A 22,430-nucleotide genomic window follows, 5' to 3' on the forward strand; every position below is an offset into this window, starting at 1 on the left:
GTTATTAGAATTAGAAATAACTACCATCTATTATAGCGCAAAAAGACTAGTTTACTAGAATATTAATGGATTTGTAATCTCTTTGTAATATAAGTGAGAAACTTCGACAAAAGATTGGGTGAAATTGGTTTAGCAACGTGCTGAAATGTTTATCTGGTGAGTTTTTCCAGTTCTAAACATAATCCGAACGAACTAGAGCAAAAGGATTCTATTTCTACATATTTCCAGTTTTATCTTCTAAAAATCTCGTAAACTCTTGAACATTTCTAAAAAACCCCCTACTATTTCCATGGGTTTGTGTTATAATCACATATTGTAAAGTGCAATGATAAAGAATATAAATATAGTATATTTAGACTGAAACAAATAAAAATTACATAAGGAATATGGAGGTAACACCATGGAAGAAACAATTTCCTTAAAGGAGATATTTGAGGTAATCAAGCAGCGCATACTGCTTATTCTAGCCATCACACTTGGCGCGGCTGTTGTAGCGGCAGTTGTAAGCTACTTTGTTCTTACTCCGACTTATCAATCCAGTTCGCAGTTCATTGTGAACCAAAGTACTCAGGAGCAAGAAGTCCCGTACAACGTTAACGATATTCGGGCAAACGTCGAAATAATAAATACATATAACGTAATTATCAAAAGTCCAGCTATTTTAGAAGAAGTCATCAGTCAACTGGACCTACCCTACACAGTAGGGGAACTGAGTGAGAACATTGCGGTTGCCAATGAACAAGATTCACAAGTAGTAACGGTTACTGCAACCGATGAAAATCCAGAACTTGCAGTAGATATTGCTAATACTACTGTTGCTGTGTTCCAAGATAAAATTCAGGAGTTTATGAACGTGGATAACGTAGGTGTGTTAACAGAGGCTCAGCTAAGCGCAAACCCATCACCAGTCGCACCTAACCCAATTTTAAACATTGCAATTGCGATCGTTCTAGGTGTAATGATCGGCGTAGGTCTAGCTTTCCTACTCGCCTATCTTGACAACTCCATTACGACAGAAGATGACGTAGAAAAACATCTTGAACTACCGGTACTTGGTGTTATCTCACATATGAATTCAGAAGATATCCGGCCGAATCAAATGAATTTCCAATTGGACAGACAGAAGAGAGGTGGATTTAGTGGTGCGCAAAAAGAATCAGTCTAAACTAAGTAGTAATATCCGCCATCTAATTACAAAAATAAATCCCAAATCGCCAATTTCAGAGCAATTTCGTACAGTAAGAACAAATATGCAGTTTTCTTCGGTTGACAATGATTTGAAGTCGTTTCTTGTAACCTCCTCTGGTCCTGCAGAGGGGAAATCATCAACGACCGCAAACTTAGCTATCGTTTATGCCCAGCAAGGGAAACGGGTATTACTAATTGATGCTGACTTAAGAAAGCCGACAATGCATTATACGTTCCGGCTTGATAATTTGCGGGGGTTAAGCAATGTGCTAGTCGGAGAAGTTACGCTGGAAGAAGCTGTGAATCGTACAGATATCGATACGCTGGACGTGATGACTTGTGGACCAATTCCACCAAACCCTTCCGAATTACTTGGTTCAAGGAAGATGGAGACGCTTTTGAGAGAAGCGAAACTAAGCTATGATCTCGTCGTATTCGATACCCCACCAGTCCTTGCAGTAACAGACGCACAAATCTTGGCTAACTTAGTCGATGGTTCGGTACTCGTTGTCCGTAGCGGCAGTACAGAAATCGAGCCAGCTCAAAAAGCGAAAGAAGCGCTTGCGCCTGCGAAAGCGAAACTACTAGGAGTAGTTCTAAACGACCGGGAGAAAAAAGCATCCAATTATTATTACTATTACGGTACAAACTAGCAATTAAGCTCCTTCCTTTCGCGGAATCAGCGGTAGAGAGGGGCTCTTTTTGCGTGGGTATAATAGTTAGCTTAAACCGTTCTTTAAATAGTATAAAGTATGTAAAAATACCTATCAAAACTCTACAAATTTTGCTATAATGGTATATCAAACAATTTATTTTTTTCTAAAAATGGCGATAAGCGTTTATTTCGTTAGTTGTCAAATGGAGTAGAAATATGGAAGGGGAGTGCTTTTAAAATGATTGATATTCATTCTCATATCCTTCCCGGCATTGATGACGGGGCCCAATCTGAAATCGATAGTTTGCAGATGGCAAGAGCTGCAGTGAACGAAGGAATCACGAAGCTTGTTGCGACGCCGCACCACCGGAATGGGAAATATGATAATGAACGGGATAGCATCGTCCGTTGGGTGGATACACTAAATGAATTGATCTTGAAAGAAGGTATCCCGCTTACTGTTCTACCAGGTCAGGAAACAAGGATAAATGGTGACATGATTGCTGAACTGGAAGATGAAGTCATTTTACCAATCAACCATACCAAGTATGTGTTTGTAGAACTCCCTTCCGACCATGTTCCGCGTTATGCAAGTCAGATGTTATTTGACATTCAAGTTGCTGGATATATCCCGATCATTGTGCATCCAGAACGAAACCAAGAATTGATTGAACATCCAACGAGGCTCTATGAATTTGTAAAAAAGGGTGCTCTTACGCAAGTTACAGCAGCGAGTGTCGTAGGAAAGTTCGGGAAAAACATTCAGAAATTCAGCGGACAAATCATTGAAGCTAATTTGACTCATTTCATCGCATCCGATGCCCATAATACGTCTTCTCGAGGGTTTGCAATGAATGAAGCACTTCAATTGATCCAGAACGATTATGGTGATGATTATGTGAACATATTCCTTGAGAATAGTGAATTGCTAATCGATAACCAGAACGTGAATCGAATGGAACCCTCCAATATAAAACGAAAAAAGTTCCTTGGTCTCTTTTAGTGCAGACCAGGGAACTCTCCATGTGAATGTAGTAGATAAGTATCAACTGTTGAATTAACAACGCAATTACTTTACCATTATATGGTGAAAAAGTACTGTGTCGCTATACATAAGAAAAATAATTACTGACATGAAGGCTTAACCCTCATGAGAAAGGAGAACCCATGTCCTATTCAAAACGTTTATCATTGCTCTTCTTACTAGACACGATAATCGTTGCAACAGCAATATTTGTTGCAGCATGGATTGTATATCCTGCGTATACTGACATACTAACTTCTACTGCAATTATTTCATCTGCTATCGCACTCGTTATCTTTCATCATTTATTTGCAGCTGTTTTTAAACTTTATAAAAAAGTGTGGTCCTATGCTAGTGTTGGGGAATTAATTGCCATTGTTAAAGCTGTGACCCTAACTGTCATCTCTGCTGGAGTAGTACAGTTTCTGTTAAATGACTTTTCAATTCTTCGCCGTGCTTTAGTCGTTACGTGGCTATTACATATTGTATTAATTGGAGGATCTCGTTTTATCTGGCGAATGTATCGAGATCGTTATATCAGCAACAACAATAAATTGCAAAAACGGACACTTGTCATCGGGGCCGGAGCTGCCGGGGCAATGATTGTTCGCCAATTACAAAATGAACATAATATAGAACTCGAGCCAGTTGCATTTGTTGATGATGACCTAAGTAAACAAAAGATGGAGATGTATAACCTTCCAGTTGTCGGAACAGTCAATGATATCCCAAGAATTGTTGATGAATATGATGTTGAACATATTGTAATTGCGATTCCCTCATTAAGAAGTGGGGAACTGAAAAATATTGTCGAGGCTTGCGCGAGTACGCCAGCCCAGGTGCAAATGATTCCGAAAATCGAGGATCTTATGACAGGAAGAATTACGGTAAGTAGTCTGAAAAATATCGAAGTAGAAGATTTACTAGGGCGTGAACCCGTTAAACTTGATATTAATGCCATTTCAGAATATGTAACGGGAAATACGGTGATGGTTACGGGCGCTGGCGGCTCAATTGGTTCCGAGATCTGTCGTCAATTGATGCGCTTTTCGCCGAAGAAGATTCTCCTAGTCGGACACGGAGAATACAGCATTTACAAAATCGACATGGAGCTACGAAAAGCATATGGGGAAGAACAGATCGAGATTGTTCCTATTATTGGGGATGTGAAGGACCGAAAACGTATTTTTGAAATTGTCGGGGAACATCTGCCGGCAATTATTTATCATGCAGCTGCACATAAGCATGTTCCATTGATGGAGTATAATCCGCACGAGGCTGTGAAAAATAATATTATTGGTACGAAAAATGTCGCTGAAGCTGCGGACAAGTTCTACGTTAGGACGTTTGTTTTAGTTTCCACGGATAAAGCAGTAAACCCAACGAATGTGATGGGAGCTTCTAAACGTGTTGCTGAAATGGTTGTACAGAATTTAGCTAAGCAGAGTGATACGAAGTTTGTAGCTGTCCGTTTTGGTAATGTGCTTGGAAGTAGGGGGAGTGTTATCCCGCTTTTCCGTAAGCAAATTGAAAATGGCGGGCCAATAACGATAACTCATCCTGATATTACGAGGTATTTTATGACGATACCGGAAGCATCGAGGCTTGTCGTTCAAGCTGGGACTCTTGCAAAGGGCGGAGAAATCTTTGTCTTGGATATGGGTGAGCCGGTGAAAATTGTTGACTTGGCTAAGAATTTAATCAAGTTGTCGGGCTATACTGAAGACGACATCAGAATGGAGTATTCTGGTCTGAGACCTGGTGAAAAGATGTTTGAGGAGTTATTAGGTGAGGACGAGGTTCTTCCTGGTGAGGTTTATGAGAAAATTTATGTTGGGAGAACGGTTGAGGTTCATCCAAGTTTAATTGAAGAATTACTTGAGCATTTCATGGAGTTTGATCGTGTGGAGTTAAAAGAAGAATTGATGAAGATTGTTTATTTGGAGCGGGAGCAGTTGGCTGTTCAGGCTTAATTTTAAGTAATTAATATAATTATAATACAAAGCGGAGGACTTGATATGAAAAAAGTAAGAAAAGCGATTATTCCGGCGGCTGGACTAGGTACAAGATTCTTGCCAGTAACTAAGGCGATGCCGAAAGAAATGCTACCAATTTTAGATAAGCCAACTATTCAATATATTGTGGAAGAAGCAATTGAATCTGGAATAGAAGATATTATTATTGTAACAGGTAAAGGAAAGCGGGCTATTGAAGATCATTTTGATCATAATTATGAATTAGAGCAAAATCTATTAAATAAAGAGAAATATGATGTGTTAGAAAAAGTTAATCATGCCTCCAACATTGATCTACATTACATCCGTCAGAAAGATCCAAAAGGATTGGGACATGCAGTATGGTGCGCGCGTAAATTTATTGGGGATGAACCTTTTGCGGTGCTTCTTGGAGATGATATCGTACAGGCTGAGACCCCAGGATTGAAACAATTGATTGAACAGTACGATGAAACAGGTAGCTCTGTTGTAGGTGTTCAGCAGGTTTCAGAAGATGAAACAGATCGGTATGGCATTGTTGATCCAGGAGAAAAAGAGGGGAGAAGGTACAAAGTTAATAAATTCGTGGAAAAGCCGGCAAAGGGAACAGCACCTTCAAACCTGGCAATTATGGGACGTTATGTGTTTACACCTGAAATATTTAACCTCTTAGGCGAGCATGAAATTGGTGCGGGTGGAGAAATACAATTAACGGATGCGATTGAGAAGTTAAATGAAACTCAAAATGTATATGCTTATGATTTTGCAGGGAAGCGATTTGATGTCGGGGAGAAAATGGGTTTTGTTAAGACAACGATAGATTTTGCTTTAGAGGATCCAGAGATGAAAGATGAATTGTATTTATTCTTACAAAAAAAAATAAATGAACTGCAACCAAAGGTTATTAAATAATACGTTAGTAAGGGTCTGTTGAAATAACAAAATGGATAAAATATAGAACCAAAACTTAGCAGAGAGTGTTAAAGAAGTATTTGAATAATTACCCACAGATATTTCTTGAATTTTATTTTATAGATTCTGCTCATGAAAGAGTGATAAATATTATGACAGCGAAGGTAGCAAAAAAGAGAATTTTTCTCTCATCTCCTCATATGAGCGATGCAGGTTACGAACAACAATTTGTTCAAGAAGCATTTGATACCAATTGGATTGCACCCTTGGGAGAAAATGTGAATCAGTTTGAAATAGAATTAGCAGCTAAAGTAGGCTCTGAGAATGCTGCTGCATTGTCATCTGGTACAGCAGCAATCCACTTAGCGCTTAAAGCAGCTGGAGTCGGAGAAGGAGATATTGTATTTTGTCCAAGTCTCACGTTTTCAGCGACTGCCAACCCAATCATTTATCAGAACGCTACCCCGGTGTTTATTGATAGTGACTATAAAACTTGGAATATGAGTCCAGAAGCATTGGAAAGGGCATTAGAAAAGTATCCAGAAGTTAAAGCTGTGATTGTTGTTCATTTATACGGATTATCTGCAGATATGGACCGAATTATGGAAGTCTGTAAAAAACATAATGTAGTAGTTATAGAAGACGCTGCAGAGTCACTTGGTACATACTATAAAGGGAAACATACCGGAACAATTGGTGATTATGGAATATTCTCTTTTAATGGAAACAAAATAATTACTACTTCCGGTGGAGGAATGCTCGTATCCGATAATGAAGATGCTATTAAAAAAACGAGATTTTGGGCGACGCAGTCTAGGGATCCGGCAAGACATTATCAGCACAGCGAACTTGGTTACAATTACCGAATGAGTAATATTGTTGCGGGGATTGGTAGGGGCCAGCTAAAAGTGCTTGATGAACGTGTAAAGAAAAAACGCTATATTTATGAGTTTTATAAAAAAGAATTAGGTAAACTTGAAGGTGTTAGTTTTATGCCAGCGAATGAATGGGATGAGCCGAATTACTGGTTAAGCTCTATTACGCTTAATGGAAAAATACGGCCAAATGAAATCATTGAAAGACTTGAAGCAGAAAATATTGAGTCTCGTCCTGTGTGGAAACCGATGCACTTGCAACCCTACTTTGAAAAATATGATTATGTTGGTGGTCAAGTCTCAGAGAATTTATTCGAAAATGGGATTTGTTTGCCAAGTGATACGAAAATGACAGATGATGATTTAATTAGAGTTACCGAAGTTATAAAGCAATGTTTTATTTAAAATGATTATATGCTCGTTTATGTACATGAAATATCTATGGAGGAGTAGCCATTGTATCAATATATTAAAAGATTAATAGATGTTATTGTTTCTTTTTTTAGTATTATTATTTTGTCTCCCGTAATGTTATTAGTTGCTTTGTTTGTTAGAGTGAATCTAGGTAGCCCTGTAATTTTCACACAAGAAAGAGCAGGATTAAATGGGGAAATATTTAAGTTGTATAAATTTCGTAGTATGACTAATGAAGTAGATGAACAAGGTAATCTTTTGCCCAATAACAAAAGATTGACTAAATTCGGTAAGATACTTCGCTCAACAAGTATGGATGAGTTACCCGAGTTATTTAATATATTGAAAGGTGATATGAGTTTTGTAGGACCTAGACCATTATTAACTGAATATCTTCCGAGATATAGTGACGAACAAAAAAAACGGCATAATGTTAGGCCAGGATTGACTAGTTTAACAGCAGTCAATGGTCGTGCGAGCTTATCTTGGGATGAAAGATTGAAAATGGATGTTTGGTATGTTCGTAATCTGAGTTTCTTATTAGATTTTAAAATAATTTTAAAAACATTTATTACTGTTTTTAAACGTGAAAATATTAGCGGCGATAGAGGGAAATTTATGGGTTCCTCACAAGATAGCGATGCTCACGAGAGAAAAACTACATAACGCATTTACGGAGGAAACGATGTCTAAGTTAAAAATAAAAGAAATAGTTAATTACTTAGAAAGTACTGGTTATAAATTTATTTTTAAGGGTGATGAAAACAATCTTATAAGTGGGTTTTCTACGCTCTTTAACTACCAAGAAGGAACAATTACATTTGTTTCTTCGCTTAATAGCTTTAATGACCATGCTGCTCTTTTTAAAGATAGAAAAATACAATTAATTATAATTGATCCTGATGAAGAAATTCACGAAAGTTTTACAAATGTTATTAGGATTGAAAAGCCAAAAAAAGTATTTTTTTCTATACTAGACCACTTTTTCACTGAAACTTCAAATGAAGATATGTTTATGATAGTAAATAATCATCCAGCGGATTCCAAAAGGTCTTTTATATCAGATAATGCTTTAATAGGAAAGAATGTAAGAATCGGAAGTGGTTGTGTTATAGAAGAGGGGGTGTATATTGGCGATAATACAAATATACACCACAATGTCGTAATTAGAAGTAAAACAAAAATAGGAAAAAACTGCACTATTTTATCAGGAACAATTATTGGAGAAAGTGGTTTTAATCCTTTGAAAGAAAATGACAACAGTAGAAATTTAATAAAACATTATGGCGGTGTTACCATTAAGGATAATGTTCATATAGGTGATAATTGTAACATCAGTAAAGGTTCAATAGAAGATACAATAATTAAAAGTGGTGTGAAAATAAATAAACAGGTTATCTTAGCTCATAATGTAAGAGTGGGTGAACACACTGTATTTACGGCACCTACATTTGTAGGCGGCAGTGTTCAAATTGGTGAAAAGTGTCATATAGCTGCGACGGTAATTCGTAATCAATGCAAAATAGGAGAAAATGCAACATTAGGTCTTGGGTCTGTTGTTGTAAAAGATGTTGAAGCAGGAGAAACAGTTATAGGAAATCCTGCTAGGCCAATGGTTAGATAGGAGAAGGTAAAATGAATGTATTAGTTTTTGCGCCTCATAATGATGATGAAGTTTTAGGTGTTGGTGGAACGATTGCAAAGCATGTATCCTTAGGTCATAACGTATATGTGTGCGAAGCAACAAGTGGTAGAGATAAAGAGAGATTGGCTAACATAAGAAGCGAGGCACTTAATGCACATAGGATGCTTGGTGTAAAAGAGACGTTCTTTTTGGATCTGCCAGTGGTCGGTTTAGCTGATATACCAAGAAAAGAGCTAAACAAAAGCATGTATGACATAGTCATGAAAATTAAACCAGAGGTTGTTTATATACCGCACAAAGGTGACATGCACATCGACCATACAATGGTTGCCGAGTCTGCAATGGTTGCTTTAAGACCAGTAAACAATCCACAACTCAAAGCGATATACGCGTACGAAACATTATCTGAAACAGAATGGAATATTCCATCTGCTGACAATGTATTTGTACCCAATGTCTGGAGTGACATTTCTGATACAATTGATAAAAAGCTAGAAGCTATGAAGTGCTATAAATCTCAGTTATATGATTTTCCACACCCGCGTTCATTAGATGCAATAGAAGCTTTATCAAAATTAAGAGGTTCAACAATATGCGTTGCCAATGCGGAAAGTTTTATGCTGATTCGATCGTTAATATGAGTTAATTCATTATCGAGGAGGAAGGTCTTGTGGTATACGAGATAGGGAGTCAGTTTGAATTAGATAAAACAATAGAAGTTAAACATCAGAATGCAGATTGGCTTCCAAATCTTGGAGATACAGCCTTCACATTCTCAGGTAGAACAGCCATTGAATTAGCATTGGAAGATATAAGCCGTACTAGACAGGTAGAGAGTGTTTATATGCCATCTTATTGTTGCGCTTCAATGGTAGATCCTTTTATAAAAAAAGGGATTGATGTTCAATATTACGATGTTAGTTATTGCAAAAAAACTGGCCTAAAGTATGATATAAAACTTGATAGTAAATGTGATATTTTCTTTGCTATGAGTTATTTTGGTTTAGAAGAATTTAAAATGGAAGCAGCAATAGAAGTATTCATCAAAAGAGAAAAAGTAATTATTGAAGATATTACACATAGATTGCTGTGTGAACAACCTTACTCAGCTAAGGCCCACTACTGTATTGCAAGTCTTAGAAAATGGTTTGCTGTCCCAACAGGAGGCTATGTAACGAAGAGTAATGGAACAATTTTAAATAAGCCTTATTTAAATAGTGACGATCTGGTTAAAGATAAAATTGCTGCTATGCACGAAAAACATCAATATTTACAAGGATTTAATAATGAAAAGGAATCTTTCCTAACCAAATTTAAAAAGTTTGATCAAGAGATTGGGTATATAGATTATAACCATCAAATAGATAGTCTGTCACTAAATATAATTGAACACTTGGATATAGATGACATAAAAATAAAAAGACGAAAAAATGCAGCTGTTTTATATAAGGGGTTAGCAAAATTTAAAAATATAAAATTCTTATTTCCAGAACCTGATTTAAATAAATATTGTCCTCTGTTTTTACCTGTTATGCTTTCAAACGAGAAGCGAAACGAATTGCGTAAGGAACTAGTTGAAAACAAAGTCTATTGTCCAGTTCATTGGCCGCAAAAAAAAAGCATAAATAATATATGGGAAAATGAACTTTCAATCATTTGTGATCATCGATATAACGAATTAGACATGAAGTATATACTAGATGTTGTAGGGGCTTGGTATAAGCAAAATATGTAATGATACAGATGTTAAAGTATTTTAATTTAAGTAGGAGTGCTACAGATAAATATGCTGGATATATATTTTGATGAAAATTATGGTAGGCTTTATGAAAAAATAGAAAAAGGTCAGTGTCATTATTTTAACTATGAAAGTGATTATGGAAAAGTTTATCATATGTTTATTAAAAGAGAGATACCGATAAAAATAAATGATACTGTTTATTATGATTTAGTCACTCCATATGGCTATGGTGGACCATTAATTATAGAATTTATTGAAGGACAAAAAGATACATTATTAAAAGAATTCGAGGAAGAGTTTAGTAAGTATTGCGAAAACAATAATATAGTAAGTGAGTTTGTTAGATTTCATCCTATATTTAATAATAGTGATGAATTTAAAAGTGTATATAATGTTAATTACATTCGAGATACAGTGGGGACAGATTTACTTACTTACGATGATCCATTTCAGTCAGAGTTCTCCAAATCCTGTAGGAAGAATGTAAGAAAAGCATTGAAAAATGGAGTACACTTCAAAGTAACAGAGAACCCTTCTGATATAAGTAGCTTTAAGAAGATATATTATTCCACGATGGATCGGAATAATGCTTCCGATTATTATTACTTCGACGATGATTATTTTAATAAATGTCTTGAACTTTTCCCGGAAAACTTGTTAACTGTTGAAGCTATTTATAATGATACTACAATTGCGATGGGTTTTTATTTTATTTATGACAAAATAATACATATTCATTTGTCAGGTACTTTAAGTGAATATCTATATTTATCTCCCGCTTACATCTTAAGATATGCCGTAACATTATGGGGAAAAGAGAATGGATATGAAATGATACATCATGGTGGAGGTAGGACAAATGCTTCCGATGATGGTTTATACTTATTTAAAAAACAATTCGGTAAGAATACAAACTTTGAATTTAAGATAGGAAAGAAAATCTGGAATAGTGAAGTGTATAATAGTCTATGTGAAGTAACTAATGTCGAAAAAAATACCAATTTTTTCCCAGCATATAGACAAGTATAGAATTTATTCTGATAGATAGGGTGGATATTAAATATGACTGATTTAAAGGGAAAAAGACTATTAATCTTAGGAGGATCCAGAATTTCTTGCGAAATTGTTAAAAAAGCACAAGAAATGGGAATTTATACAATGGTAACAGATTGGTATCCCTTGGAAAACTCTCCTGCAAAGCAAATTGCAGATGAATATTTTATGACTAGCACATCTGATATTCCAGAAATGGTAAAACTGATAAAAGAAAATAATGTAGACGGTGTGTTAACAGGATTTACTGATTCTGTTTTACCTTATTATGCACAAATGTGTGAAGAGGCTGGATTACCTTGCTATGGTACAAAAAATCAGTTCGAGGTATTAACTAATAAAAATGAGTATAAAAAGATGTGTCGTGACTTTGGTGTTCCTGTAGTGGAAGAATATGAGATTTCAGGTAATATAGAATCTGCTACTTTAGAACATATAAAATACCCTGTATTAGTTAAACCCTCAGATAATAGTGGAGCTAGGGGAATATCTATATGTAAAAACAGAGCAGAACTTATAAATGGATATAAAATAGCGATGGAATTTTCACAAAAGAAAGAAGTGCTTATTGAAAGATACATAAAAGGTGAAGAGGTCACTATTTTTTATATGCTTCAAGATGGAGAAATATATCTATCAGGTATGGGAAATAGACATATTAAACATAATCAGGAAAATGTTATAGCATTGCCTGTAGCATATACATTTACCTCAGCTCACGTGGATAGATATGTGAAATATACAGATCCAAAAGTCAAAGAAATGTTTAAATCTCTTGGTATGGAAAATGGAATGGTATTTATGCAATGCCTAGTTGAAGATGGAGAATGCATTATTTACGATATTGGTTATCGTTTAACTGGGACATTAGAATATAAACTAATTGAAGAAACATGTGATTACAACCCTTTAAAAATGATGATTACACATGCGATTACAGGTGATCAAGGAGAACCATTATTGAAAGAAAAAGCTTCACCTTATTGGAAGAAATACGCTTGTAATGTATCATTCTTAGGTAAACCAGGCGTAATAAAGAAAATTGAGGGACTAGATGAAGTAAAAAAAATACCTAATGTGTTGGATGCAGTATTGGCTCATGAAGAAGGTGATGAAATACCTGAATTAGCAAAGGGAACACTCAAGCAGATTATGTTAAGGGTATTTGCTACGGCTAAAACAGAAAGTGAACTAAAGAAGTTATTAGAAGAAATATATAATACACTTGATGTTAGATCTCTAGATGGTGAGAATATGCTGTTGGAAGGGTTAGATATTGCTCAGCTGGAGGAGGGTGTCTTGGTTTGAGTGAAAATAAAACAATATTAGTTAGTGGCGCTAGTGGCTTTTTAGGAAAAGAACTAGTCAAGCAATTACTAGAAGGAACTGATTATCGTGTTATAGCGATAACCTCTAACAAAGATAAATTATTAAGTAGATTTAAACAAAGTAATAATTTATTAATACTGAACAGGTCTACCTGGTTAGAAGAAATACCTGAGGATACCAATATAGATATACTTGTGAATTGTGCATTTCCACGAAGTTCAGAACCTGAAAAGTTAGCAAGAGGGTTAGATTTCACGGAACAATTCATTCGGGAAACAATTGAATTAAACATAAAAAAAATAATAAATATATCCTCGCAAAGTGTTTATAGCCAGAAAGAGAAATCCTCAACTGATGAAACAACACCTGTTAAACCGGAATCCCTTTATGGAATGACAAAGTATGCAACTGAAAGAATTGTAGCCTCGTTATGCGAAAGTTCAAGTCAAAATATTAATTATTCTAATATACGCTTAGCGAGTTTAACAGGTATTGAGTTAGAAGTGAGGATGACAAATCGATTTGTTAGGCAAGCATTGGAAGGCAAGCCTATTATAGTTAATGGTGGCAGTCAGAAAGTATCCTATTTAGAAGTAAGAGATGCGGCAGCAGCACTTATAACCATGATAAATACTGATTCTAGTATCTGGAAACCGGTATATAACCTTGGGAATTTTGATCACCTGTCAGTCTTGAGTATTGCCAAGACAGTTAAAGAAGAAGCTAAAAATTATTCTGTGAAAAATGTAAATATTGAAGTGAAAGGTGATTCAAGTGATTTTAATAATCTTGTTAATACCGATTTGTTTAACTGGGAGTTTCAATGGGAGCCTAGATATACAATTCCCTTAATGGTTAAAGATTTATTTGAGCATTATACAGCAGATGAATAATGGGAGGTAGCGGCTATGTATGTTCTCACAATAGGGCGATCATATCCAAGCAAAGCAACTGGCATGATGGGTATTTTTGAATTAGAACAAGCTAGAGCTTTGAGTAATAATGGATGTGAAGTTACTTATGTATTTTGTGATACCAGGTCAATTAAAAGTTTGCGTAAATATGGGAACTTTAGAGGAAAGACCGATGATGTCAACATATACGGTCAACATCTTCCAATAGGTGGGCTTACACAAAATATATTTGAGAAGATTAAATCTCGGTATCTTAAAAAAGTAATCAACAAAGCAATATCCAATCATGGATTTCCAGATGTAATACATGTCCACTTTCCATTATTAACCTTAACGGAAGAAATTTGGAAGTTTTTAAGAAGCTTTAATAGACCAATAGTAGTCACCGAGCATTGGACTAAAGTTCAGACTAAATCTTTAGAACCGTTTAGAATTAGTTTCCTTAATAAAGTAGTTGATGAAGCAAACGAATTTATATGTGTTGGAGAGCCCTTAAAGAAAAGCGTTTTTGAATTAACTCATACTGAAAAACATATTAGAGTTATACCTAACATGGTTTCTCCTTTGTTTTATTTTCAACAGGCTACAGGTAATAATGAAAAAAGCAATCAATTTGAATTTATAACGGTAGGACGACTAGTGGAAGTAAAAAGATTCAATGTTGTAGTTGAAGCTTTTTCTAAGGCATTTTCGAATAATAAGAATGTGCACCTTACAATAGTTGGCGGGGGTCCCCTATATGATAAACTGAATCAACAAGTTCAGAATCTAGACATGAAGGATCAGATATCGTTGCTTGGCTTCTTGTCTCGTGAGGAAACGGCAAAAAAAGTACGAAAAAGTGATGCATTTGTATCTGCAAGTGTATTGGAGACCTTTGGTGTTCCGTTCATTGAAGCTATGGCTAGCGGTAAACCTGTCATAGGTGCTGTTGGTGGTGCAATAGACACCTACATAGATGAATCAAATGGACTTTTATTTCAAGCAGATAATGTTGATGATTTATCAAAATCATTAAAATTTATGGTCGATAACCGAATGAATTACAATGAAAGACAAATTGCTGAAAAAGCTGATCATCTATTTAGTGAAAATGCAGTTGCTAAAAATCTAATTGATACATTTAATCAATTGATTAAAAAATAAAAAGGTTGAGCTAAAATTACATAATTTATTGAAAGAGTAAACCATCTTATACTTTAGAGATTAGAGGAGTTCTAACATGAAGGTTTTATTTATTGCTTCATATTCTGGAACATCGGGAGCGAGTCATTCGCTAATAACATTGGTTAATATTTTAAAGACAAAAGGTGTAGAGCCTTTTGTCATTTTGCCTACAAAAGGAAAGATGGAAAGTGAATTAATAAATCATAATATACCATATAAAGTAATAAGGTTATTTAATTGGGTAGTCCCGATGGAAAAGAAAAATTCAAAAAAAGAAAAAATAAAATGGCTTGTTAAATATGTTATTAACTTAATACAAGAGTTTCGTATATCAAGTTTAATAAGTGAAAATAACTTTGATTTAGTACATATAAACGCTATTACAGCGGGTTGGGGAGCATTTGCTGCTGAGAAAAATAGGTTGCCATTAATCTGGCATATTAGAGAGTTTTTAGAGGAAGATTTAAATAAGGAATTTAGAAATAAAAAGAGAGCATTAAAAAAGTTAAATAAAGCGACTACTATCATATCTATATCGAAAAGCGTATCTGCTAAGTATCTAAAAGTTATACCAGATACTAAAATGATAACAATATATAATGGGGTAGATCAAAAAAGATTTTCTAATATAGAAAATAGCATATTTTCCAGAGACACAATCACTTTAACTATAGCTGGAAGAATTGTAAAAGAAAAAGGACATGAAGAAACTATACTCGCTTTAAAGGAACTTGTAGAAAGTGGAATTAAGAGCATAAGATTACAGATTGTGGGAAGTGAAGGAAACAGCGATTTTATTTCGAGGATTAAGAAAATCATAAGTGAACTAAACTTAGATGATTACATTTCTTTTTTAGGTTACAGGAAGGATATGGTTAATATTTGGTCAAACTCAGATATCGCAATTGTGAGCTCGAAAGCTGAAGCTTTTGGAAGGGTAACTGTTGAGGCGATGATGTCTGGAGTTCTTGTAATAGGTGCAAATAGTGGGGGAACAGCGGAACTAATTAATAATAAATATGGTTTAGTCTATGAACAAGGGAACTATAAATCCTTGGCTGAAAGATTATTTTATGCACTTAATAACAAATCTGAGATGATTAGAGTTGCAGAAAAGGCTAAGAAACATAGTTTTGAAAATTTAACAGCTGATCTAAACGCTAAAAAAATATATGAAGTATATAAAAATTTAGTTTGAATATGGGATTTACTATCCTTATTCGTTTTAATCGGAATTGAGGTTTTATAAATTGTACTCGAATACCAAGGAAAAGTATAAAGTAAGTATGACCGGAATATTAGTTATATTGTTGATTCCCTTAATACTTCCCGACTATATGCAACAGTTGGGGATGGTAACTAATGTTTTCACTCTAATCACTGGAATAATGTTTTTTTATTTATTATTTATCACTTTTTTTAAAAAAGAAATAAACCTATTTATAATTTTCAGCTTCATATTTTTCATTTGGCGTACTTTTTCAAGTTATTATTATTCAAATGGTGTTCTTGATTTGGTAAATAGTTCTAGAATATTAACTTTGATTTTATTAATTAATATAACAATAAAAAAATACCCAAAATCAACATTGCGAGCAATCAGTATTGTGTTTAGCAGTTATATCATTCTTAACCTAATTTCTTACTTTATATTCCCTCAAGGTCTGTATAGAGTGGAAGGTCATCAGTTGGCCTGGCTGTTGGGAATAGAGAATCAATTTGGCTTTGTTTTAATACCAGGAACATTATTAGTTATAATTTATTTTTGGTATGAATACAAAAATGTAAAATGGATTCCGTTAACAATTATTTTATTAACAGTTACCACTCTATTAAAGGCATGGTCTGCAACTGCAATTGTTGCTATATTTTTTGTGCTTATATCATTATTTATTAATCTACGTAAAAATATTAAACCTTTATATAGTTTTATTAGGTTAAGTATTATATATATAATAATCTGGTTTATAGTAGTACGTTTCAATTCAGTTAGTTTTTTTGAGTCTATAATAACGGATTTTTTGGGTAAAGATTTAACCTTTTCTGGAAGAACAAGAATTTGGGATTCTGTATTCGAGTCGATATCTTATTCACCTTGGTATGGGTTTGGTATTAACTCAGAGGTCTTAGGTGGTATCGTTACATTCTTTGCAGCTCATAATATGATACTACAAGTTATATTAGATACAGGATTTATTGGGCTAATTCTTTTTGCTACTTGTGTAATTATCGCTGGAGTTAAATTGCAAAAAAACAAGAATAGCCGTATAAGCGTGATGTTATTAATCGGCATCTTTGGAATACTAATTGGTGGACTTAGTGAGTCTTATAGATTAAACTATATATTTTTATTACTAATCATGTCATATAATATAAAGTATATACAAAGAGACTGATTAGTCTCCTCATCAAGGAACTATATTTATATTTCAATTAAAAAAAATCAGCATAAAACTTATATAAGGAACCATTTAAATGAAGAAAAAAATACTGAAAGTTATTGAAAAGCCTTTTGTAAGAAATGTAATTGTATTATCATCTGGTACGGCGGCAGCTCAAATAATAGCTATGTTACTAACTCCTATTATCACTCGCTTATACGGGCCCTATGCTTATGGCTTAATGGGGACTTTCATGGCTATTATTTCAATAATTGGTCCAGTTGCAGCTTTAACCTTCCCTATTGCCATTGTTCTTCCTAAAAAGGACAGTGAAGCACGAGAATTAGTGAAATTATCATTCCAAATCTCAATATTTATATCTGTTCTCACTGCCTTGGTTTTGCTCGTATTTAGTCAACATATAATAAAAATTTTAGACTTAGAGAGTATCGCACCTTTTCTATATTTAATCCCGGTAGCCATGTTACTGTCTGGAATTTTGCAGATAATTGAGCAATGGTTGATTAGAACTAAACAATTCTCTATTTCAGCAAGGGCTACTGTTCTGCAGGCAATTTTAGTTAACGGTGGAAAAATAGGTATAGGTTTATTTTATCCTATGGCGTCTATACTGATTATATTTACAGCAATAAGACAAGGACTAAAAGCATTTTTACTTTTCTTGTTAGATAAAGATAGTAGAAAGTTATTATCTACTATATCCAAGAAAAAAGTTTCATATAAAAAATTAGTTTACAAATATAGAGATTTCCCTATGTTTAGAGCACCTGAAGTGTTAATAAATGCTATCTCATCAAATATACCAACATTACTATTAACAGTCTTTTTTGGACCTGCTTCAGCTGGTTTTTATGCAATAGGTAGAACCGTTCTTAATATACCTTCACAACTCATAGGGAAATCAGTTGGCGATGTTTTTTATCCCCGTATATCTGAAGCTGCTAATAACAATGAAACTTTGACACGTTTGATTTTGAAAGCTACCTTTTCTTTAGCAGCCATAGGTGCTATACCTTACGGGATTATTATTATATTTGGACCAATTCTTTTTAGTTTTGCATTTGGAGAGGAATGGGTAATAGCGGGTGAATATGCAAGATGGATTGCACTTTGGTCTTATATTGGTTTTATGAATAGACCCAGTGTAATGTCAATCCCAGTGTTATCAGCACAAAAGTTTCATTTGTTATATACAATATTTATGTTAATTATAAGAGTGTCTGTAATGGTAATAGGTTTCTATATATATGAAAGTGACATAATAGCAGTTGCCTTATTTGGTGTATCTGGTGCATTGCTAAATATTGGTTTGATATTCATAGTAGTGCTTATAAGTAAGAAATTCGATCGGTTGCATGGAAATTCATAAATAGAGTAAAATTTTTATTTTTGAAGGTGATATTTTTGATAAAAAAAACGCTTATACAAACATTTCCAAAGTTTTTTAAGTTTTATTCCAATAATAAAAAAATTTTTTATTACAATTACTACAAGTCATTAAAACAGAGTGAATATCAAAAAGCAGTTTCTAAAATATACAAAAAAAGAATGAATGAAAAGTTAGATTGGAATAATCTTAAAACGTATAATGAAAAAATGCAGTGGGCAAAACTTTATGACAATAATGACCTTAAAACGACTTTAACTGATAAATATTTAGTTAGAGATTGGGTAAAGGATAAAGTCGGTGAGAAATATTTGATTCCTCTCTTGGGCGTATGGGAGACGTTTGATGAAATTGATTTTGACCACCTACCCCAAAAATTTGTTTTGAAAACAAATCATGGATCAGGTACAAATATGATAATTAAGAATAAAAAAGAATTAGATAAAAATAAAGCAAGAGAACAGTTTACTAAATGGCTAAGATTAAATTATGCTTATTTGTCGGGTTTTGAAATGCATTATAAGCATATAAAACCCAAGATAATTGCGGAGAAATATATTGTAGATAATGATGGTGAACTAAAAGATTATAAGTTTCTATGTTTTAATGGAGAAGTTTATTTCTGTTGGATAGATGTTGGTAGATTTGGAGATCATCGCAGAAATGTTTATAATTTAAATTGGGAATTGCAACCGTGGACACAACATAAATATAAGAACACAGATAAGCCAGTACCTAAGCCTAAAAACTTTGACTTGATGGTAGATTTGGCTAGCGAATTGTGTGAAGGATTTCCACATGTTAGAGTAGATTTTTATAATGTAGACGGAAAGGTATATTTTGGGGAGATGACATTTACAAATGGTTCCGGTTTTGAAAGAATTCATCCCTACAAATATAATTTGATGTTAGGGGAATTATGGAACTTACCAATCGGTATTAATAAGGAAAAATAATGTGATTTAATTGTAAATGATTTTAATTAAAAGTAGAGCAGATTTAAGGTCTAGTATTAAAGCTATACTTACCGTCTTATGAAAAAAGAATCAAATAACCTTGTTTTATTATTCTAGTGCGTCTAATTTGACGCTTTGTATGGATGCGCATTTTCAAAAGGAAAATGAATACTATATCATCACGAAACAATATGTCTTGGAACAGCAATTCATTTTTTACTCAAGATTATTGTAGATGGTTTGCTTATTTTAGTAGCGGGAGATGCTATTGTCGAATCCTATATTTATCGAAAGAAGTTATTGTTTATTTAAAATTACTTTCGTATTTAGGAGAATAAAGTTAAATGTTGGTTATTTTTTTGATCGTGATTTCAATCATAATATTTGTCTTATTCTTTGCAGCTAAGTTATTAATTGTGAATGATGACATTAGCCAAGTTGATAATACTGCAATTATTTTATTAATGGGTAGCATTGCAGATCGTTCACTAGGAGCCGCAGAACTTTATGAAAAGGGAAAAATTAATAAGATAATAATGGCAGCCTCTTATAGTCCTGGATTTAATCTATTGAAAGAAAGAAACGTATCAATAGAGGGGATTGCAGAAAGAAGTAAAATGGTATTAGAGGAATTAGGCGTTGATAAACAGGATATAGAAATACTTCAGGGGAATACCAAGAATACAAAAGATGAGGCTTTATTATTTAGGGAGTATATAAAAACTACTAATAAAATTGATAAGATAATAATAGTTACATCAAAATATCATTCATTTCGATCGAAGCTGATTTTTAATCATGTGCTCAGAGGATTACAACTTAAGATTTTCTCTGTTCCAACTCCATATGATCCATTTCATTATAAAGGTTGGTATCGTAACCGTTTAAACTCTAAGCTTGTTTTAACTGAGTACATAAAGTTATTTTATTTTATAATTGTAGAAAGCATACAGATTAAAAGGAATGAACTGTAACTTTTTGTAGCGGGCATTTATAAATTTAACTATTTTGTTTTCTTTCACATACTCAATCACAAATTACTTTATGAATCCTAAATATCCAAGTCTCTTTTGACTCGACGTCTGTTACGACTGTATTCTCAAACAAAAAACAAATCCACAGAGAAAATCAAATGAAAAATTGCAATTTCAACCAAGTACCTTAGTTTTAATAAGTTTTCGAAATCCTTCATACTATCCTGGGTGGAGACGCTTTTGTAAAATTATTATAATTGTATATGCCATGGGATAAATTTTTATTATTTGGTATGGGGTTGCAATAAGCTTAAGTTTGCGTTTAGGCTTTATTGAGAACTGAGGTATATTAAAGAAAAACGTTTTAAGGTGACAAATTAATTGAATGAAGGAGAGTATATCGTCTCATGAAAATGACAGTCGCAGGCACAGGCTACGTCGGTTTATCTAATGCAGTCCTTCTAGCACAACACAATGAAGTAACTGCACTAGATATCATCCAAGAAAAAGTAGACATGATTAATAATAAGAAGTCTCCAATTGCAGATACAGAAATCGAGACATTTTTAGAAACAAAAGAATTGAATTTAAAAGCTACAACAGATTCAACGGAAGCTTTTAGAGAAGCCGAATATGTTATCATTTCTACCCCCACAAACTATGATCCAGAGAAGAATTACTTCGATACAAGTTCTGTTGAATCGGTTATTAAGAATGTAATCGAAGTAAATCCGGCTGCGGTTATGATTGTTAAATCAACTGTACCAGTAGGATATACAAAAGAAATACGTGAGAGGTTTAATAGTGATAATATTATTTTCTCTCCAGAGTTTCTAAGAGAAGGTAGAGCATTATACGATAATTTACATCCGTCTCGAATTATTGTTGGAGAGCGATCAGAGCGTGCTAAAAAGTTTGCAGACCTTCTAGTAGAAGGTGCAATTAAGGAAGATATTCCGGTTTTATTCACGGGTTCCACCGAAGCTGAAGCGATCAAATTATTCGCTAATACATATCTCGCCATGCGTGTATCATTCTTTAATGAATTAGATTCCTATGCCGAGTTAAAAGGCTTAGACAGTGAGCAAATCATCGAGGGTGTCGGATTAGATCCCCGAATTGGTGACCACTATAATAACCCATCATTCGGATATGGCGGTTACTGCTTACCAAAGGATACAAAGCAGTTGCTTGCTAACTTTGAAGATGTACCGAATGATATCATTCGAGCGATTATTGACTCGAACGATACTCGTAAAAATCATATTGCTGATATGATTACAAAACGGAATCCAAAAGTAGTAGGCGTCTATCGATTAACAATGAAGACTGGTTCCGATAACTTCAGACAGTCAGCGATACAAGATGTTATTAATCGAATCAGGGAACGAGGTATAGAAGTAGTTATATACGAGCCTGTGCTAGATGCTGAGGAGTTTGACGGTTTACGTGTGTTTAAGGACTTTGATGCATTTACGGCGGAGGCAGATGTGATTGTTGCTAACCGTTTGTCTGAAGAGTTGAAGGATGTTGAAGAGAAGATTTATACGCGGGATGTGTTTAGTAGGGATTGATAGGGTTTAGAGTAAAAACGTTTTTTGTTTAAGTTGAGTAGCTCCAATTGTTGAATTGGGGCTATTTTACGTTTAGCAACAAAATAATCCGCTAATTATGATGTTCCAAGTTTCTGCTTTGTAATACGTGATTATTTCATTCACTTTGTACCATCTTTACATTTCATTTTACCATGATTGCGGACGATTTTTACCAGCTGTGGGGTTCCTCTTTCATACTTTGCTG

The 22,430-nt window shown here is 34.1% G+C and carries 20 protein-coding genes; all 20 read left to right on the forward strand.

What is annotated here, in order from left to right; genetic code table 11:
• Nucleotides 1–400 precede the first annotated feature (400 nt).
• The 20 genes from WKU33_RS17570 (at nt 401) to WKU33_RS17665 (ending at nt 22,204) form a co-directional block, all read left to right on the forward strand.
• A complete protein-coding gene (locus tag WKU33_RS17570) occupies nt 401–1,165 on the forward strand; it encodes a YveK family protein (protein WP_336252496.1) in 765 nt (254 codons plus the stop codon).
• Nucleotides 1,140–1,841, forward strand: a complete 702-nt coding sequence (locus WKU33_RS17575) for a CpsD/CapB family tyrosine-protein kinase (protein ID WP_340455829.1) — start codon at nt 1,140–1,142, stop codon at nt 1,839–1,841. Before WKU33_RS17570 ends, WKU33_RS17575 begins: the two co-directional genes overlap by 26 nt.
• A gap of 240 nt (nt 1,842–2,081) precedes the next feature.
• The gene (locus WKU33_RS17580; RefSeq protein WP_340455831.1) at nt 2,082–2,846 is read left to right on the forward strand and encodes a tyrosine-protein phosphatase; all 765 of its coding nucleotides are present in this window, start codon (nt 2,082–2,084) and stop codon (nt 2,844–2,846) included.
• 164 nt (nt 2,847–3,010) lie between these two features.
• Nucleotides 3,011–4,840, forward strand: coding sequence for a polysaccharide biosynthesis protein (locus WKU33_RS17585; RefSeq protein WP_340455833.1), 1,830 nt, complete (start codon nt 3,011–3,013; stop codon nt 4,838–4,840).
• A gap of 45 nt (nt 4,841–4,885) precedes the next feature.
• A complete protein-coding gene (gene galU, locus WKU33_RS17590; protein WP_340455835.1) occupies nt 4,886–5,773 on the forward strand; it encodes a UTP--glucose-1-phosphate uridylyltransferase GalU in 888 nt (295 codons plus the stop codon).
• Nucleotides 5,774–5,925: 152 nt separating this feature from the next.
• On the forward strand, nt 5,926–7,053 hold the full coding sequence (locus WKU33_RS17595) for a DegT/DnrJ/EryC1/StrS family aminotransferase (RefSeq protein ID WP_340455837.1): 1,128 nt from the start codon (nt 5,926–5,928) through the stop codon (nt 7,051–7,053).
• A gap of 51 nt (nt 7,054–7,104) precedes the next feature.
• Entirely contained in the window at nt 7,105–7,728 is a 624-nt protein-coding gene (locus WKU33_RS17600; protein WP_340455838.1) for a sugar transferase, read from the forward strand.
• Between the two features lie 19 nt (nt 7,729–7,747).
• On the forward strand, nt 7,748–8,686 hold the full coding sequence (locus tag WKU33_RS17605) for a DapH/DapD/GlmU-related protein (protein WP_340455839.1): 939 nt from the start codon (nt 7,748–7,750) through the stop codon (nt 8,684–8,686).
• A gap of 11 nt (nt 8,687–8,697) precedes the next feature.
• On the forward strand, nt 8,698–9,348 hold the full coding sequence (locus WKU33_RS17610; RefSeq protein ID WP_340455841.1) for a PIG-L deacetylase family protein: 651 nt from the start codon (nt 8,698–8,700) through the stop codon (nt 9,346–9,348).
• A gap of 29 nt (nt 9,349–9,377) precedes the next feature.
• On the forward strand, nt 9,378–10,442 hold the full coding sequence (locus WKU33_RS17615) for a hypothetical protein (protein ID WP_340455842.1): 1,065 nt from the start codon (nt 9,378–9,380) through the stop codon (nt 10,440–10,442).
• 51 nt (nt 10,443–10,493) lie between these two features.
• Nucleotides 10,494–11,477, forward strand: coding sequence for a peptidoglycan bridge formation glycyltransferase FemA/FemB family protein (locus WKU33_RS17620; protein WP_340455843.1), 984 nt, complete (start codon nt 10,494–10,496; stop codon nt 11,475–11,477).
• 33 nt (nt 11,478–11,510) lie between these two features.
• Nucleotides 11,511–12,809: an ATP-binding protein gene (locus WKU33_RS17625; RefSeq protein WP_340455845.1), complete on the forward strand. Its 1,299-nt coding sequence runs from the start codon at nt 11,511–11,513 to the stop codon at nt 12,807–12,809.
• Nucleotides 12,806–13,723 carry an NAD-dependent epimerase/dehydratase family protein gene (locus tag WKU33_RS17630; protein ID WP_340455847.1) on the forward strand — a complete coding sequence of 306 codons (918 nt, stop codon included), beginning with the start codon at nt 12,806–12,808 and terminating at the stop codon, nt 13,721–13,723. The genes WKU33_RS17625 and WKU33_RS17630 overlap by 4 nt, the downstream gene beginning before the upstream one ends.
• Before the next feature lie 15 nt (nt 13,724–13,738).
• Nucleotides 13,739–14,890, forward strand: coding sequence for a glycosyltransferase (locus WKU33_RS17635; RefSeq protein ID WP_340455849.1), 1,152 nt, complete (start codon nt 13,739–13,741; stop codon nt 14,888–14,890).
• 76 nt (nt 14,891–14,966) lie between these two features.
• Entirely contained in the window at nt 14,967–16,109 is a 1,143-nt protein-coding gene (locus WKU33_RS17640; protein WP_340455851.1) for a glycosyltransferase family 4 protein, read from the forward strand.
• 190 nt (nt 16,110–16,299) lie between these two features.
• Nucleotides 16,300–17,307, forward strand: coding sequence for an O-antigen ligase family protein (locus tag WKU33_RS17645; RefSeq protein ID WP_340455853.1), 1,008 nt, complete (start codon nt 16,300–16,302; stop codon nt 17,305–17,307).
• Nucleotides 17,308–17,386: 79 nt separating this feature from the next.
• Complete coding sequence (locus WKU33_RS17650) at nt 17,387–18,682, forward strand: lipopolysaccharide biosynthesis protein (RefSeq protein ID WP_340455855.1); 1,296 nt, start codon at nt 17,387–17,389, stop codon at nt 18,680–18,682.
• Nucleotides 18,683–18,861: 179 nt separating this feature from the next.
• On the forward strand, nt 18,862–19,656 hold the full coding sequence (locus tag WKU33_RS17655) for an ATP-grasp fold amidoligase family protein (RefSeq protein WP_340455857.1): 795 nt from the start codon (nt 18,862–18,864) through the stop codon (nt 19,654–19,656).
• Between the two features lie 344 nt (nt 19,657–20,000).
• Entirely contained in the window at nt 20,001–20,630 is a 630-nt protein-coding gene (locus WKU33_RS17660; RefSeq protein ID WP_340455859.1) for a YdcF family protein, read from the forward strand.
• 407 nt (nt 20,631–21,037) lie between these two features.
• On the forward strand, nt 21,038–22,204 hold the full coding sequence (locus WKU33_RS17665) for a nucleotide sugar dehydrogenase (protein WP_340455861.1): 1,167 nt from the start codon (nt 21,038–21,040) through the stop codon (nt 22,202–22,204).
• The last annotated feature ends 226 nt before the right edge of the window (nt 22,205–22,430 follow it).

It is taken from the genome of Oceanobacillus sp. HCA-5259 (assembly GCF_037892815.1).
Classification (GTDB): domain Bacteria; phylum Bacillota; class Bacilli; order Bacillales; family Amphibacillaceae; genus Oceanobacillus; species Oceanobacillus indicireducens.